Consider the following 14,960-nt stretch of genomic DNA (forward strand, 5'->3'; position numbering starts at 1 on the left):
GTCAATGGTCAATGGTCAATGGTCAATGGTCAATGGTCAATGGTCAATGGTCAATGGTCAATGGTCAATGGTCAATGGTCAATGGTCAATGGTCAATAAATGAAACTCGAGCCTGACGATCAATATTGTGCAAACACAATATTTTTTTCATTCACCATTCACCCTCAGATATCCATCGCATCGTACACGACTACTTTCGCCCATAAATGACTGTAGTTCTGCACAAATGCCTGATGAATGGGATGATCCTGATAAACTTTTTGTCCGGCCGTATCTTCAAAAAACATGACTTCCGATACATCCCAGCTATTATCAATTACCTCTCTTTTCTCTGTACTGGCCGGATAGCCAATATGAAACTGTCTAATAGTTGGTATGGCTTTCAGGCTTTGTAATCCTTCCGCTAATTTTTTTCGGTCCTCGACCGAACCTGGCTTTTTAAGCCAGAAAAAAACATGGTGTATCAGCATTCTTTGTTCCATTTCTTTAGGGAGAATATTGGCTGAAGCAAGTGTACCCAAACCTGCTAAAGCAGTTTTTTCTAAAAAGTTACGTCTTGATGTATCTGTCATTTCAGAATGATTCATTCATTTTCAGTAAATTTAAAGAATCTGTATGATGAACGAAGGTTTTCTCATTTAATATTAGAAATACATTAGAAAATCGGCCGGTCAGCAGTATTCAGTAAATTGCCTGCTGTAAGTATAGAATTATGACAGATGAACGCAAATTATTAATCGTTGAAGATGAGAAAAAAATTGCAACCACTTTAAAGAAAGGGTTGTCCGAAAACGGCTATCATGTAGATGTTGCTTTTGATGGACTAATCGGTAAGCGTCTTTTTGACTCCAATGATTATGACCTGGTGATTCTCGACATTAATTTACCAGGCATGAATGGTTTTGATCTATGTAAAGTCATTAGAAACAGTAATCAGCAGATACCCATTATCATGCTCACTGCCATGAATACCACGGAAGACAAAATCGAGGGCTTCGATACAGGTACAGATGATTACATGATTAAGCCATTTGAATTCAAGGAACTGCTGGTAAGAATAAGGGCTTTATTAAAACGAACCATGAATCAGCAGCTACCAACAGGTAATATCCTGAAAGTTGCAGATTTAGAAATGAATTTGGATACCAAAGAGGTGGCTAGAGCAGGCCAACCGATCACACTTACAGCCAAAGAATTTCAACTGCTGGAATATTTTATGCGCAACAGAAATCGGGTACTATCAAGATCCGACATTGCTGAAAGGGTTTGGGAAATAGATTTTGACACACAAACCAATGTAATTGATGTGTATGTAAACTACCTGCGGAATAAAATTGATAAAAAATTCGATACACGCCTCATACATACACAGGTAGGTATGGGCTATATCATGAAAGAACCTTCCTGATGAAAATCAAATACCGGATAGCTATATTGTTTACTGCACTGGTTACATTGATACTACTCTTTGTGTGCATATCTATATATTATTTTTCGAACCTCAACCGGGAATTAGATTTCAGACGCCGTATACGAAACAGGGCATTATCAACTATCAGCCTCCTGGTAAAAGTAGAAGGCATGGATAAAGCACTTTTAAAAAGAATCGATGAGAATACGCTCATCTCTTTAAAAGAAAAAAGCGTTGTGGTTTATGACAATAATAACCGGGAAATTTACCACTTCAGAGATGAAGGAGTAGGTTATGAAAGACCCGGTATTGATATTCTTAATAAAGCCCGGGAAAGCGGTGAATATATTTACAGTACTGGACATAGGGATGCCATTGCTATATCCTATAAATCTGGTACTCAACAATATGTGGCAGTTGCGGCATCATATGATGAAATGGGATTAGAAAAATTGGCACAATTAAAATTTATACTTCTATTAAGTTTTGTGAGTGGGTCATTAATTACTTTTTTATCTGGTCTTATTTTCTCATCCAGACTTGTACGACCGATTAAAAAAATAACCAATGAGGTGAATGAGATTTCTTCCCAGAATCTATCCAGAAGAATCATGCTTGGAGAAACCAAAGATGAATTGTATGAGCTTTCTTATACCTTTAATCAGTTGCTGACGAGGTTACAGGAATCTTTTGAAATTCAACGAAGGTTTATTGCCAATGCCTCACATGAATTATCCACCCCTCTCACATCGATTTCAAGTCAGTTAGAGATTACTTTACAAAATCAAAGAAATGCAGAGGAATACCAGCAAATTATTCAGTCGGTATATGATGATGTAAAAAATCTGAACCGATTAACACGGAGCCTGCTTGAACTGGCTAAGGCGAGCGGCACTTCAGACGGTATGGAGCTTACCCTAGTAAGAATGGATGAAATGCTGATGAAATTACCTGTAGATCTGCACAAAACAAGCGACCGATATAAGGTAGAATTAGATTTTGAAACTTTTCCTGACAATGAAGACAGCCTGCTGGCTTTTGGCAATGGCGACCTACTGGAAAGTGCCATTAAAAACGTGGTGTTGAACGCCTGTAAATATTCAAATAATAATACTGCAAATGTAGCATTGAAATTCTCTGATAACCAACTGCATATTATCGTTTCAGACAATGGTCCGGGCATACTAAAAGAACACCAGTCTCTGATTTTCCAACCATTTTTCAGAAGCGAAAAGAGTAACTCACCTGAAGGTTTTGGCCTTGGCTTATCCCTGGCATACAGAATCATCAAATTACACAAAGGAAATATCAGTTTTGAGGAAGCCAGCCCCAACGGCAGCATCTTTACCATTACCCTACCAATCGCCCGCAACTTCCACTTGATTTAAATGAAAACCCCTTTAGGCTAAGCTGATCGAAAATTTTCAAGAGGTCTTTTCTAATTTTATTTTAATCTGTTACTAATCTACCCTTAATAAACTGTATACATATTGCAGTCAAAATATTTAACACTGTTATTATTTGCTCAGGGTTTAGTTTAAAGCCGCTCTTTTCTAAGAGTGGCTTTGTTTTTACACCTCCATTCAATTATAATACCCTTCTAATTTCCCCCTAATTCCATTTTAAGGGTAAGGATTCATTTTTGTTGGCATGATAACGATTATAATACCGGCTTTAAATGAAGAGAAGACCATTGCTAAAGTGGTAAACTATTGTTGGTCGAAACCATTGGTATCCGAAATAATAGTGGTAGACGATCAGTCGTTCGATAAAACCGTACAATATGCCACAGAAGCCGGTGCGAGGGTTATTACCAGTACCAGAATCGGCAAGGGAGCTTCTATGAAGGACGGTATGTTATGTGCCCAAAACGAAATCATTGTTTTTCTGGACGGGGATATTGACCCTTATCCTGATAAAATGATAGAACAGATGACAGCCCCCCTTATTCATAATGAATATGATTTCATTAAGGCCACATTTTCACGCAACAGCGGCCGTGTAACAGAATTGGTAGCAAAGCCGCTATTATCCATGTTTTTCCCCGCCCTCTCCCATTATTCACAGCCACTGAGTGGTATGATAGCCGGCAGAAAATCTTTTTTTGAAAAACTGGAATTCTTTAATGACTATGGAGTAGACGTTGGTATACTCATCGATATGCACAATCAGGGCGCACGCATAACCGAAATTAACATCGGATACATTGAAAATGATAGTAAACCATTGCACGAACTGGGTAAAATGAGTAAGGAAGTAGCAAGCGCCATTATTAAAAAAGCCTTCTCTCAAAATAACAAAGCCGTTTCAATAGAAGAATTTCAGTCTATCAATATCATACGCGATCAGATGGAAATAGCCTTTTCAGAACAGTTAAAAGATGCCAAAAAAATGGTAGTTTTTGACATGGATGACACTATATTGAAAGGACGCTTTGTAGACTGTTATGCCAATCAGTTCGGCTTAACAGAAACCTTACTGGATATCAGAAAAAAAATCACCGATAGTACGCTTCGAACCAAAGCCATTGCACAGCTTTTTAAAGGCAGGCATTTTGGAGAATTGATAGAAATCATCAATTCAATAGCATTGATTCCTGATGTGCAGGAAGTAATCACAAAACTACATGAGCGGGGTTATGTTGTAGGTATAATTACCGATAGCTATGACTTTGTAGCCAATCATATAAAAAATAAAATAGGGGCCGATTTTTTTCTGGCCAATGAGCTGGAGTTTTCTAATAGTAATGCAACCGGAGAAGTAAAGATTCCTTCATTTTTCTTTCACCATGACAACAGCTCCTGCCTGCATACACTTTGCAAATCGAATGCATTGGATCATATTTTACAAAAATACGATATCGAGCATGGCAATTGCATGGCAATTGGTGACAGTGAAAATGACATCTGCATGGTTAAAAAAGCTGGCTTCGGGGTGGCTTTCCGTTCAAAAAATGAATACCTGAAACAAACAGCGGATTTATTAATTGAGTCGGAATCATTCAGTCCTGTACTTGCATATGCTCTACACTAACATTCTAATATGCTTCTAATATGAGTTTAATAAGTGGTTAATCACGTAACAGTAGGTTTGAATATTCATTAATGGCAACATTCAAAAACATATTAATACCGGTTGACTCACTTTATAATGCGCAGATCGCTGCTGAAAAAGCACTCGAACTGGCAGATTCAGCAGATACCACCTTATTTCTTGTTGCCACCATTCGTTTTGATTCTTTGTCACAAAAACTACTTTATACAAGCATCCCATTTCAGAAAAAAACTTATCTGGAAAGAAAGGAAGCTTTTATCCTGAAGAAACTGGAAGCACTCAAGGAAAGAATACATAGGATTTCATCCCTAACAAAAACAGAAACGATGATTATCACTGAAACAACCATCAGCGATAATCTTTTACTGTACGCACAGGATAAAAATATTGATCTGGTAATTGCAACTAAGGAAAAATATCGGCAGGGCTTTTCTTTTTTTAGAAAAGACATAGCTGAAGATCTCGCCAGAAAAGCTAATCTGGCAGTACTCACTGTAACAAAAGGCTGTTTGAATCATCCCATTAAAACAATCGTACTACCCGTTACCTCTTTTGTTCCTGAAAGAAAGATCGAGATGGCACTGGCTTTTGCCAGGCAATTTAATGCGCATATTCACCTTATCACAATGCTCGACAACAATGATATTAGCACCAAAATCAGGATCGATGCATTTTACCTGACTTACAAAATATTAGCCGAATCAGGCCACTCACCACAATACAAAATACTACATGGAAGCGATTCTGATTCAGCACTGGTAAGGTATGCGAATCAGGTAAAAGCAGATATGATACTGGTAAATCCGGAAAAAAAGAAAATACTTCCGGTTTTTTTCCACGGAAAAATAACAGATATGATTCAGCCTTTTTCGGCACTACATATACTCACTTTGAAACCTTATTTGAGAAGAAGTATTTAAAGCAAATTTTATGAAACGGCTCCTCATTATGGCTATACTCCTGTTAGCCACAGGAATTTTGTTTGCTCAGTCAGCCGATCAGGCCGAGGCAGGAAAAAAATTATATGTCTATGAAAGGTATACCAGTGCAGCTCAGCTACTCCATAACGCTGTGACCGAAAACCCATCAGATATCAATGCATGGTTCTGGCTCATAAAAACACATCTTGCAGCGGGGCATACAGACAGTGCCTTAGTTACCAAAGAACAAATACCTATGGCAGTGGCAGCTCTACCACTGGGTAAAATATTGCAGGGTGAAGTATTATTACATAAAGGCGATTCTGCAAATGCCATCGCATTGTTTACAGAAGCGATTGGCACAAAAAGGAAAAAAGATCCCTTCCTGCAATGGGCAGCCGCAAGGGCCATTATTGATGCCCCAAAAGGCAACCTCCTACAGGCTATTACATTGTTAGAAAACGCAGCTGACAGAGACAAAAAAAATGCAGATATATATATTGCCATTGGAGACGCCTACAGAAAGTTATACGACGGATCATCGGCCGTAAAAGCATATCAGGAAGCTATTGAGGCAGATAATAAAAATGCTTACGCGTATTATATGACCGGGAAAATATACCAGACACAAAATAATGTAGAGGTATTTACCGAATACTACAACAAAGCTATTCAGGCTGATCCGGATTTTGCACCGGTATATTACCCGCTTTATTATTATTACTATTTCAGAGATGTAAACAAAGCACTTGAATATCTTCGATCCTATATTACCAAATCAGACTACAGCATTGAGCACGACTACATGCTAACAGACCTATATTTTGTTTCAAAAAAATATAAAGAAGCTATCCAGACAGCTGAGCAGATTTTTACCAAAAAGGAAAGCCCTATCAAACCACGTCTTTACAAACTAATGGCATATAGTTACGATGGGCTGGAAGACTATAATAATGCAGAGAAATGGATGAAAGACTATTTTGACAAAGAGGCTGATAGTAACTATGTATCCAAAGACTTTGAATTGATGGGAAAGATAGCTGCTAAAAACAAAGCAGTAACAGACGCCGCGGTATGGTATGAAAAAGCTTTTCAGCTAGAGAAGGATTCCACCCTAAAACTGGATTACGCAAAAAAAATCACAACTTTTTATAAAGAACAAAAAAATTATGCGCAACAGGCAGCATGGACGGCACAGCAATACAAAATAAACAAGGGCTTTAACAATGTTGATCTTTTTAACTGGGGCGTCGCCTATTATAACGCCAAAGAATATACCATGGCAGATAGTGTATTTGGCATGTACGCAACCAAATACCCTGATCAGACATTTGGTTATTACTGGCGCGCAAGGTGCAATGCAGCCATAGATACTGCCATGGAAATGGGTATTGCCATACCACATTATGAAGACATGATTGAGGTTGCCCTGAAAGACACTGCCAATGCCAATAACAAAAAATGGTTGATACAGGCATATGGATATATTGCTGCGTATCGGGTTAATGCAGAAAAAAAATATGATGAAGCGCTGGCGCTGTACGATAAAATACTGGCACTTGACCCAGCCAATGACGATGCAGAAAAGTACAAGGAAATACTGGAAAAAATGAAAGCCAGCCAACCGGATGGTACCAAATAATTGGGTTTACTAAGGTTTATATATAAGGCCGGAACATATTGTTCCGGCTTTTTTGTTACAGGAGTCCCCTAACTTTATCGCATGAAAATTCAACTCTGGTCTGTTGGAAAAGTACATGAGTCATATGTAAAAGAAGGCATTGATGATTTTACCAGAAGAATTGCCAATTACTTTCCTGTACAGTGGCAGATCATACCCGTTCCCAAGCAGGCAGCAACCCTCTCAGAGTCTGCCTTAAAGAAAGCAGAAGCCGCAGCCATATTATCGCAGCTGGAAAAAGACGACTATCTGGTATTACTCGATGAAAGAGGCAAACAATTCAGTTCCCCTGAACTGGCAGATTTTTTACAGAAAAGAGCCAATGAAAGCACCCGTACCATTGTTTTTTTAATTGGCGGAGCCTTCGGTGTTGATGAAATGGTTGCAAAAAGAGCCAACACCGTCTGGTGCCTGGCTAAACTGGTTTTCCCGCATATGCTCGTCAGATTAATCCTGGCCGAACAATTATACAGGGCCTGCAGCATTTTGCGGAATGAAAAATATCACCATAGCTGAGAGCTATGAGCTCTGAACTGCCAGCTTCTAGCTTTTAGATAAACTTAAAAATACTGTTTTCGATGTGTAAGCTGTTATGTTTTAAAATACTCCAAGCCGAAAGCTAGTAGCTAATGGCTAACTGCTATTAGCTGCCTCAAATAAGTAAATTACAAAACACAGTCCTGAGTTCAAAAGAATTATCTAATTTAGAAATATGTTTAGCATCACCGTACTGATACTTATCATCACCTGTGTCATTTCATTTACTGCTTTCTCTAACCAGAAAGTAATGGATGACCTGATTTTTTACCCCCCTTCTATTACAAATAGAAATCAATGGTACCGGTTTGTAACGAATGGATTTATTCATGCTGATATTACACATCTGGCTTTCAATATGCTTTCTTTTTATATGTTTGGAGAGTATGTCGAAAAATATTTCAACGACCTTTTTGAAGACAAAGGACGGATACTGTTTATGGCTATGTACCTGACAGGATTGATTATTTGCCTCATCCCTACCTATCTGCAGAATAAAAACAATTATCATTACCGAAGTCTGGGTGCTTCCGGGGCTGTATCAGCAGTTGTATTTGCAGGTATTTTTCTGGAACCCAACATTAAAATCGGCCTGTTTATTCTTCCGCCGATTATTCCGGGTTTTATTTTCGGACCATTGTATCTGGGCTTATCTGCTTATATGGCCAAAAGAGGGGGCGATAATGTTAATCACTCCGCACACTTCTGGGGTGCCGTATGGGGTGTTGTATTTGTGATCGTAAGTTGTTTTTTGCTTAGCAGCTTCAACCCTATCCTTAACTTTATTGAAAGTATCAAAGCTTATTTCTCGTAGGTTAACTTTAGTTTTTGTTGGGTATGATCAGTTATTCTGAATCGATGATCAATCCGCATGCCCAGCACCCAGATTATTTTTTTGCCGGACTCAAGTACCCATACTTTTTCTTTTTCGGTTTTCGACAACTTAAGGTCACTCAAAAACCGGCTGATTTTCTTTTTCCCGGGCATACCCAATGGATAAAAATAATCCCCCTGTTTCCATGGACGCAGCAATAATGGATATACCAGCTCATCTGCATTAATAAGTGCGAGATGACTGGCATCAGGTATTTGTGTTGAGGTAGTATGCGATATTTGCAATGAGCCTGCAGCAAATTCAATAGATACATCGCCAGGTTCAATAGGAATTAGCATCTGCTGGTGATCGTTAGCCTGTGGCGCAATAATCATCCAGTTACGGTTACGTATCACTCGATGGGTTTGCGATGATATATAACTGCTATTATCTGCATCCAGTAATTTAATGATTTCAAAAGTCTGCGATGAAGTAAAACCGAATGGTTTTAACAGCTCATAGCTAATCGTGACCAAAGGCTTTACCTGTTTCCATAAAAGCACCGGAATATGATATTCATCGCCTTTTTTTTCCAGTAAGGAAGCTATGGACGCGTTAACAGCAGCTTTGTATATAAGTTCCGCTTCCTTTAACCTGTTGATGGTATGCAGGAGATTATTCTCGGCTGAAGGAAATACTTTTTGAATCCCCGGGATCAATTCATTTCTAAAATAATTTCTTGTATAATCATTCGAGGAATTGGAAGAATCTTCGATATATTTCAACTGATGCAGTTCTGCATAGATTTTGAGTTCCTCTTTTCGGAAAGAAAGCAGCGGTCTCACAATTTTATCCCGGAAGGGTTCCATACCGGTAAGTCCATGTAAACCCGTACCCCTGAAAAGATTCATTAATACAGTTTCAATATTATCATCTGCATGGTGTGCCACAGCTATATACACCCGCTGATCATTTTTATTAATCTGAACCCTGGCCCTGGTTTCTTCAAACCATGCATACCTTAATTCACGTGCCACTTCCTGAACGGAAGCTTTTTTTTCTTCTACAATAGTTGCGGTATCAAACCTTACCACATACAGTTCTTTGCCATATTGTGCAGCCAAAGACCTAACAAACTGTTCATCTCTTTCACTCTCCGCCCCTCTTAATTTGAAATTGCAATGTAAAACAGAAAAATCAATCCCGGACTTAGCCACCAGATCCATCAATACAACACTATCCACACCTCCACTCACAGCCAGCAGCAGATGCAGCTGCGAAGGCAACTGATGCGAAAAATGCTGTTTCCACCATTGTTGTATGAAGTTTGGTGATAGTTGCATATGATGTTAGCCCTTGGTAACTAGCTTTTAGCTTTTAGCAAGAGGTTGGTGATATAATATTGTTTTATTGGAAGCGACCATTTCTTCAAGGTACTTCCCCTTTAAATCTAAAGGCTAAAAGCTAATAGCTAACTCTTCTTCTGTTCTTTAGCCCAGGTATCTTTCAAGGTAACGGTTCGGTTGAATACAAGTTTCTCGGGTGTACTATCTTTATCTAAACAGAAATAACCCTTACGCAGGAACTGATAACGATCTTCCGCTGAATCCATCGCCAATGCTGGCTCTGCAAAAGCATTCGGTATTACTTCCAATGAATCGGTATTAATATGATCTTTAAAATCCCCTTCTGCATTCCCTACATCTTCCACTTTAAACAAGCGGTCGTACAGGCGTACTTCTGCATGAACTGCATGCTTGGCACTCACCCAATGAAGGGTTCCTTTCACATTGATTCCGGATGTATCGGATCCGCTTTTACTTTCAGGAATATAAGTACAATGCAGTTCTGTAATATTACCAACAGCATCCTTCACTACTTCATCACAACGGATAATATAGGCACTTTTTAAACGAACCATTTGTCCCGGTGCCAACCTGAAATATTTCTTTGAAGGCACTTCCATGAAATCATCTTTTTCTATGAATAGTTCATTACTGAATGGGATGTCACGGTTGCCTGCATTCAGATCTTCCGGATTGTTTTCGCTGCTCAGCATTTCTGTTTCGCCGTTATGGTTGGTGATGATCACTTTTAAAGGATCAAATACCACCATCCTGCGCACAGCAATTTTATTAAGGTGCTCGCGAACACAGAATTCCAGCAATCCTACATCGATCAGGTTATCTCTTTTGGCAATACCGATACGATCGCAGAACTCACGAATGGCAGGAGCTGTATAGCCTCTCCGGCGCATACCACTGATGGTAGACATACGGGGATCATCCCAGCCATTTACAAAACCTTCGTTTACCAGTTGCAGCAACTTACGCTTACTCATAACTGTATATGTCATGTTCAAACGTGCAAACTCGTATTGTTTCGACGGAAATATACCTAGTTGTTCAATAAACCATTCGTATAAAGCCCTGTGCGGAATGAATTCGAGGGTACATACGGAGTGGGTAATATTTTCAATCGCATCGCTCTGTCCGTGCGCAAAATCATACATCGGGTACACACACCATGTATCGCCTGTGCGGTGATGGTGTGCATGTTTGATACGGTAGATGATGGGATCACGCATATGCATATTCACATGACCCATATCGATTTTAGCACGTAATACTTTCTCCCCGTCTTTGTATTTGCCATCACGCATTTCGGCAAACAAGGTCATATTTTCTTCGACAGACCGATCACGAAACGGACTATTGGTACCAGGCTGTGTAGGTGTACCTTTCTGCATGGCTATTTCTTCACTTGTACTATCATCCACATAAGCCAGCCCTTTTTGAATCAGTTGCACGGCAAACCCATACAACTGCTCAAAATAATCTGAAGCATAACGTTCTTCGGCCCACTCGAAACCCAGCCAGCGAACATCATCTTTGATACTGTCTACATATTCTGTATCTTCTGTAACAGGATTCGTATCATCGAAGCGGAGATTGGTTTTACCACCATACTTCAAAGCCAGTCCGAAATTGAGACAAATGCTCTTGGCATGACCAATATGGAGGTATCCGTTGGGTTCTGGAGGGAAACGGGTAACGATGGAACTGTATTTTCCGGATTTCAGATCTGCTTCTACGATCTCTTCAATAAAATTCAGGCTCTTTTCTTCTGACATACGACGCTATTAGGGGCACAAAGTTAAGCTTTGTATAGCATCCCTGTTTCTGATCCAGAAATGATTTAGCCACAGATTCACAGATTATGTATCGAAAATCTGTGAATCTGTGGCTAAAATCCGGTTTACGTTATAGTTGGTAACGATTTACAAAATCAATGGCTTTTTTCATATCGTCATGCAACACCCTGTCCTGCTCATTAAAACTCACAAGGGCCCGAAACTCCTGAACAATTTTTTCTACAGCTTTCCCGCTTTGCTGCGGCCTTCTGAAATCCAGCGCCTGTGCAGCACTCAGTAATTCTATAGCGAGTAGTTTCTCTACATTCTGTATTACCCGGTAACATTTGGTAGCGGCATTGGCACCCATGCTCACATGGTCTTCCTGGTTATTGGAGGAAGAGATGCTATCTACCGAAGCAGGTGTACAAAGCTGTTTATTTTCACTCACAATACCTGCGGCCGTATACTGAGGAATCATAAAACCGGAATGTAGCCCCGGATTTTTTACCAGAAACAGGGGTAATCCCCGCTGCCCGCTGATCAACTGATAAGTGCGGCGTTCAGCAATATTGCCAATCTCGCTCATGGCAATCGACAGATAATCCAGTGTAATTGCCAGTGGCTGCCCGTGGAAATTACCTCCGCTAACAATCATATCATCCTCGGGGAAAACATTGGGGTTATCGGTAACAGAATTGATTTCACGTATAAAAACAGAGAGTACATGTGCAAATGCATCTTTGGAAGCCCCATGTACCTGGGGAATACAACGGAAAGAGTATGGGTCCTGCACCTGTTCTTTTTTCTTTTGTGCTATCTCACTATCAGACAGGTAACCGCGTAAAATTTTTGCTGTATTTACCTGTCCTTCATGGGCCCTGATGGCATGAATATGTTCATCAAAAGGTTCGGTAGTACAATCAAATGCATCAAAGGAAACGGCGCTTATCAGGTCGGCCATAGCCAGCAGGTGTTCAGCTTTTTTCAGGCAGTATAAACCATAAGCACTCATAAACTGTGTTCCGTTTATCAGGGCCAGGCCTTCTTTACTCTGCAACTGAACCGGCTGCCAGCCCAGTTCTTTAAATGCATATGCTGAAGACATGCGTTTACCCTGGTAATAGACTTCACCTAAACCTATCAGTGGCAGGCTCAGGTGACTCAAAGGCGCCAGATCGCCGGATGCTCCCAGTGAGCCCTGCGTATAAATAACGGGTAATACATCATGGTTGTACATTTCCATCAAACGTTTCACCGTTTCTATCTGTACACCGCTATGACCATAACTGAGCGATTTTATTTTAAGCATCAGCATCAGTTTCACAATATCGCGGGGCACTTCTTCACCCAATCCGCAGGCATGAGAAACCAGCAGGTTATATTGCAGCTGACCGATCTGGTCATTGTCGATTTTTACATTCTGGAGAAAGCCAAAACCGGTATTGATACCATAATAGGTACGGTCTTTTTCAGCCATTTTGCGGTCCAGATAGTCCCTGCAGGCCAGAATGCGTTCATGGGCATCAAAAGTGATGGAAATATGCTGATCAAAGTCCAGCAGATTCTTCACCTGGCTAAAATGCAGCCATTTACGGTCTAAGGGCAGGTAATTATAACTCATGAAGCAATCCTTTGCCGCAAAGTAAGGGGGTTTTGCCGGAAGGAAAAGAGAAAGGCAAATCATTTGACAAAGTGGCAATTTTTCCCTTATTTTGCGCCTCTGAAATGGAGCCAGTAGCTCAGTCCGCCTTAGGCGGAAGCAACTAGCAAACAAAAGCACTGGACCGGTAGCTCAGCTGGATAGAGCAACTGCCTTCTAAGCAGTAGGTCATTGGTTCGAATCCAATCCGGTTCACGAAAGCCTCACAGATTGTGGGGCTTTTTTATTTACGGTAGCTCAGATGGATAGAGCAATCCGCCTTAGGCGGATAGGTCATTGGTTCTCCCGCCTTAGGCGGGACAATCCGGTTCACAAAGCCTCACAGATATGTGGGCTTTTTTATTTACGGTAGCTCAGATGGATAGAGCAATCCGCCTTAGGCGGATAGGTCATTGGTTCTCCCGCCTTAGGCGGGACAATCCGGTTCACGAAAGCCTCACAGATTGTGGGGCTTTTTTATTTACGGTAGCTCAGATGGATAGAGCAATCCGCCTTAGGCGGATAGGTCATTGGTTCTCCCGCCTTAGGCGGGACAATCCGGTTCACAAAGCCTCACAGATATGTGGGGCTTTTTTATTTACGGTAGCTCAAATGGATAGAGCAATCCGCCTTAGGCGGATAGGTCATTGGTTCTCCCGCCTTAGGCGGGACAATCCGGTTCACGAAAGCCTCACAAAAAATGTGGGGCTTTTCTTTTTGTGGTAGCTCAGTCCGCTGTGGTGAAAGTATACCGATTCACCAAGGTATTCAGAATTGCTATTTTATTGCCAGCAACACAGCTTAAAAGCCTTACTATTTTATGGATTATGATAAAACAACCCCCACAATATTGACCATCAAGATCATTTGTAAATCTCCCAAATTTTTCGTATCTTAAAAGATAGCTGACAAGCTTTCGGAGCCTTTCCGAGCAGTTGTTGTGTCACTCACTTCAACGTCCTGTTCTTTACTGTATATAATTTCCCGAACAAATCATTTCGCAGGTACAAATACCCTTATCCTCCAGATAAATAAGTCTTTAAGGCAGGCTACTTCGGTTTTATGTTACACTGAAAAAAGAATACTTAATTTCGCAACTCAATCTTCATTGCTATGATCCGCATTTTTGCCACCGGTGGTACATTCGACAAGGAATACAATATGCTTACAGGTGAACTCTTTTTTAAAGATACCCACCTGGATGAATTGTTACAAAAAGGCCGCTGTATGGCTCCCGCCACCATTGAGACACTGATGATGATCGATAGCCTCGAAATGAATAACCAGCACCGCAATACCATCGCAGAACATTGCAGGAACTGTGAAGAAGATAAAATCATCATTACACATGGTACCGATACCATGACAGAAACCGCCAGCTTTCTGGCAGAAAGATTTACCAATAAAACCATTGTACTAACAGGCGCCATGATTCCCATTAAGTTTGGTAGTTCCGACGGACTCTTCAACCTGGGCTGTGCCATTGCTTTTGTACAAACGCTTACACCGGGTGTGTATGTTGCTATGAATGGAAGGATATTTAAAGCGGGAACGGTTTGGAAGAATAAAGAATCGGGGTTATTCGAAGAGAGACTGGGATAGGCAGGATGAAACGATGGACTTTGATGTGTTTACGATTTACAACTCTTGTTTCACTCAGATAATTACCCTTGTTGTACAAGGGGCTAATACCTTTAGGTGGTTATAACTTGCAATTAAAAAATACTGAATACTGCTAAGGGATTCCAAATTCTAAGTTGATATTACC

Annotated in this window: 12 protein-coding genes and 1 tRNA gene; 9 read left to right on the top strand and 4 right to left on the bottom strand. The window is 40.4% G+C overall.

Going from position 1 to position 14,960, the window contains the following annotated elements; all coding sequences use genetic code 11:
• Positions 1 to 164 precede the first annotated feature (164 nt).
• Complete coding sequence (locus tag BC659_RS00010; protein WP_133472535.1) at positions 165 to 572, bottom strand: Dabb family protein; 408 nt, start codon at positions 570 to 572, stop codon at positions 165 to 167.
• Positions 573 to 712: 140 nt separating this feature from the next.
• Between BC659_RS00010 and BC659_RS00015 the strand changes: the two genes are divergently transcribed.
• The 7 genes from BC659_RS00015 (at position 713) to BC659_RS00045 (ending at position 8,417) form a co-directional block, all read left to right on the top strand.
• Positions 713 to 1,408 (top strand): response regulator transcription factor, encoded by a 696-nt coding sequence (locus BC659_RS00015; RefSeq protein ID WP_133472536.1) that lies wholly within the window; start codon positions 713 to 715, stop codon positions 1,406 to 1,408.
• Entirely contained in the window at positions 1,408 to 2,799 is a 1,392-nt protein-coding gene (locus BC659_RS00020) for a sensor histidine kinase (RefSeq protein WP_133472537.1), read from the top strand. Before BC659_RS00015 ends, BC659_RS00020 begins: the two co-directional genes overlap by 1 nt.
• A 262-nt stretch (positions 2,800 to 3,061) precedes the next feature.
• Positions 3,062 to 4,444, top strand: a complete 1,383-nt coding sequence (locus BC659_RS00025; protein WP_133472538.1) for an HAD-IB family phosphatase — start codon at positions 3,062 to 3,064, stop codon at positions 4,442 to 4,444.
• Positions 4,445 to 4,515: 71 nt separating this feature from the next.
• On the top strand, positions 4,516 to 5,385 hold the full coding sequence (locus BC659_RS00030; RefSeq protein ID WP_133472539.1) for a universal stress protein: 870 nt from the start codon (positions 4,516 to 4,518) through the stop codon (positions 5,383 to 5,385).
• Positions 5,386 to 5,395: 10 nt separating this feature from the next.
• The gene (locus BC659_RS00035) at positions 5,396 to 7,027 is read left to right on the top strand and encodes a tetratricopeptide repeat protein (protein ID WP_133472540.1); all 1,632 of its coding nucleotides are present in this window, start codon (positions 5,396 to 5,398) and stop codon (positions 7,025 to 7,027) included.
• A gap of 81 nt (positions 7,028 to 7,108) precedes the next feature.
• A complete protein-coding gene (locus tag BC659_RS00040; RefSeq protein ID WP_133472541.1) occupies positions 7,109 to 7,582 on the top strand; it encodes a 23S rRNA (pseudouridine(1915)-N(3))-methyltransferase RlmH in 474 nt (157 codons plus the stop codon).
• A gap of 196 nt (positions 7,583 to 7,778) precedes the next feature.
• Complete coding sequence (locus tag BC659_RS00045) at positions 7,779 to 8,417, top strand: rhomboid family intramembrane serine protease (protein WP_133472542.1); 639 nt, start codon at positions 7,779 to 7,781, stop codon at positions 8,415 to 8,417.
• Here BC659_RS00045 and tilS read toward each other — a convergent pair.
• The 3 genes from tilS to hutH form a co-directional block, all read right to left on the bottom strand.
• Positions 8,405 to 9,760 (bottom strand): tRNA lysidine(34) synthetase TilS, encoded by a 1,356-nt coding sequence (tilS, locus tag BC659_RS00050; RefSeq protein WP_133472543.1) that lies wholly within the window; start codon positions 9,758 to 9,760, stop codon positions 8,405 to 8,407. The two genes, BC659_RS00045 and tilS, sit on opposite strands and share 13 nt — an antisense overlap.
• A 128-nt stretch (positions 9,761 to 9,888) precedes the next feature.
• Positions 9,889 to 11,550, bottom strand: a complete 1,662-nt coding sequence (locus BC659_RS00055) for a glutamine--tRNA ligase/YqeY domain fusion protein (RefSeq protein ID WP_133472544.1) — start codon at positions 11,548 to 11,550, stop codon at positions 9,889 to 9,891.
• A 130-nt stretch (positions 11,551 to 11,680) separates the two neighbouring features.
• A complete protein-coding gene (hutH, locus tag BC659_RS00060; RefSeq protein ID WP_133472545.1) occupies positions 11,681 to 13,174 on the bottom strand; it encodes a histidine ammonia-lyase in 1,494 nt (497 codons plus the stop codon).
• Positions 13,175 to 13,334: 160 nt separating this feature from the next.
• Here hutH and BC659_RS00065 point away from each other — a divergent pair.
• Positions 13,335 to 13,408: transfer RNA gene (locus tag BC659_RS00065), tRNA-Arg, on the top strand.
• Positions 13,409 to 14,305: 897 nt separating this feature from the next.
• The gene (locus BC659_RS00070) at positions 14,306 to 14,794 is read left to right on the top strand and encodes an asparaginase domain-containing protein (RefSeq protein ID WP_133472546.1); all 489 of its coding nucleotides are present in this window, start codon (positions 14,306 to 14,308) and stop codon (positions 14,792 to 14,794) included.
• Positions 14,795 to 14,960: the final 166 nt, after the last annotated feature.

Origin of the sequence: Sediminibacterium goheungense (assembly GCF_004361915.1) — a bacterium.
GTDB classification, from domain to species: Bacteria; Bacteroidota; Bacteroidia; order Chitinophagales; family Chitinophagaceae; genus Sediminibacterium; species Sediminibacterium goheungense.

Coding starts and splice junctions, on each gene's coding strand:
- BC659_RS00010 (WP_133472535.1), bottom strand. CDS start 572: ATGACAGATACATCAAGACGTAACTTTTTAGAAAAAACTGCTTTAGCA.
- BC659_RS00015 (WP_133472536.1), top strand. CDS start 713: ATGACAGATGAACGCAAATTATTAATCGTTGAAGATGAGAAAAAAATT.
- BC659_RS00020 (WP_133472537.1), top strand. CDS start 1,408: ATGAAAATCAAATACCGGATAGCTATATTGTTTACTGCACTGGTTACA.
- BC659_RS00025 (WP_133472538.1), top strand. CDS start 3,062: ATGATAACGATTATAATACCGGCTTTAAATGAAGAGAAGACCATTGCT.
- BC659_RS00030 (WP_133472539.1), top strand. CDS start 4,516: ATGGCAACATTCAAAAACATATTAATACCGGTTGACTCACTTTATAAT.
- BC659_RS00035 (WP_133472540.1), top strand. CDS start 5,396: ATGAAACGGCTCCTCATTATGGCTATACTCCTGTTAGCCACAGGAATT.
- BC659_RS00040 (WP_133472541.1), top strand. CDS start 7,109: ATGAAAATTCAACTCTGGTCTGTTGGAAAAGTACATGAGTCATATGTA.
- BC659_RS00045 (WP_133472542.1), top strand. CDS start 7,779: ATGTTTAGCATCACCGTACTGATACTTATCATCACCTGTGTCATTTCA.
- tilS (WP_133472543.1), bottom strand. CDS start 9,760: ATGCAACTATCACCAAACTTCATACAACAATGGTGGAAACAGCATTTT.
- BC659_RS00055 (WP_133472544.1), bottom strand. CDS start 11,550: ATGTCAGAAGAAAAGAGCCTGAATTTTATTGAAGAGATCGTAGAAGCA.
- hutH (WP_133472545.1), bottom strand. CDS start 13,174: ATGAGTTATAATTACCTGCCCTTAGACCGTAAATGGCTGCATTTTAGC.
- BC659_RS00070 (WP_133472546.1), top strand. CDS start 14,306: ATGATCCGCATTTTTGCCACCGGTGGTACATTCGACAAGGAATACAAT.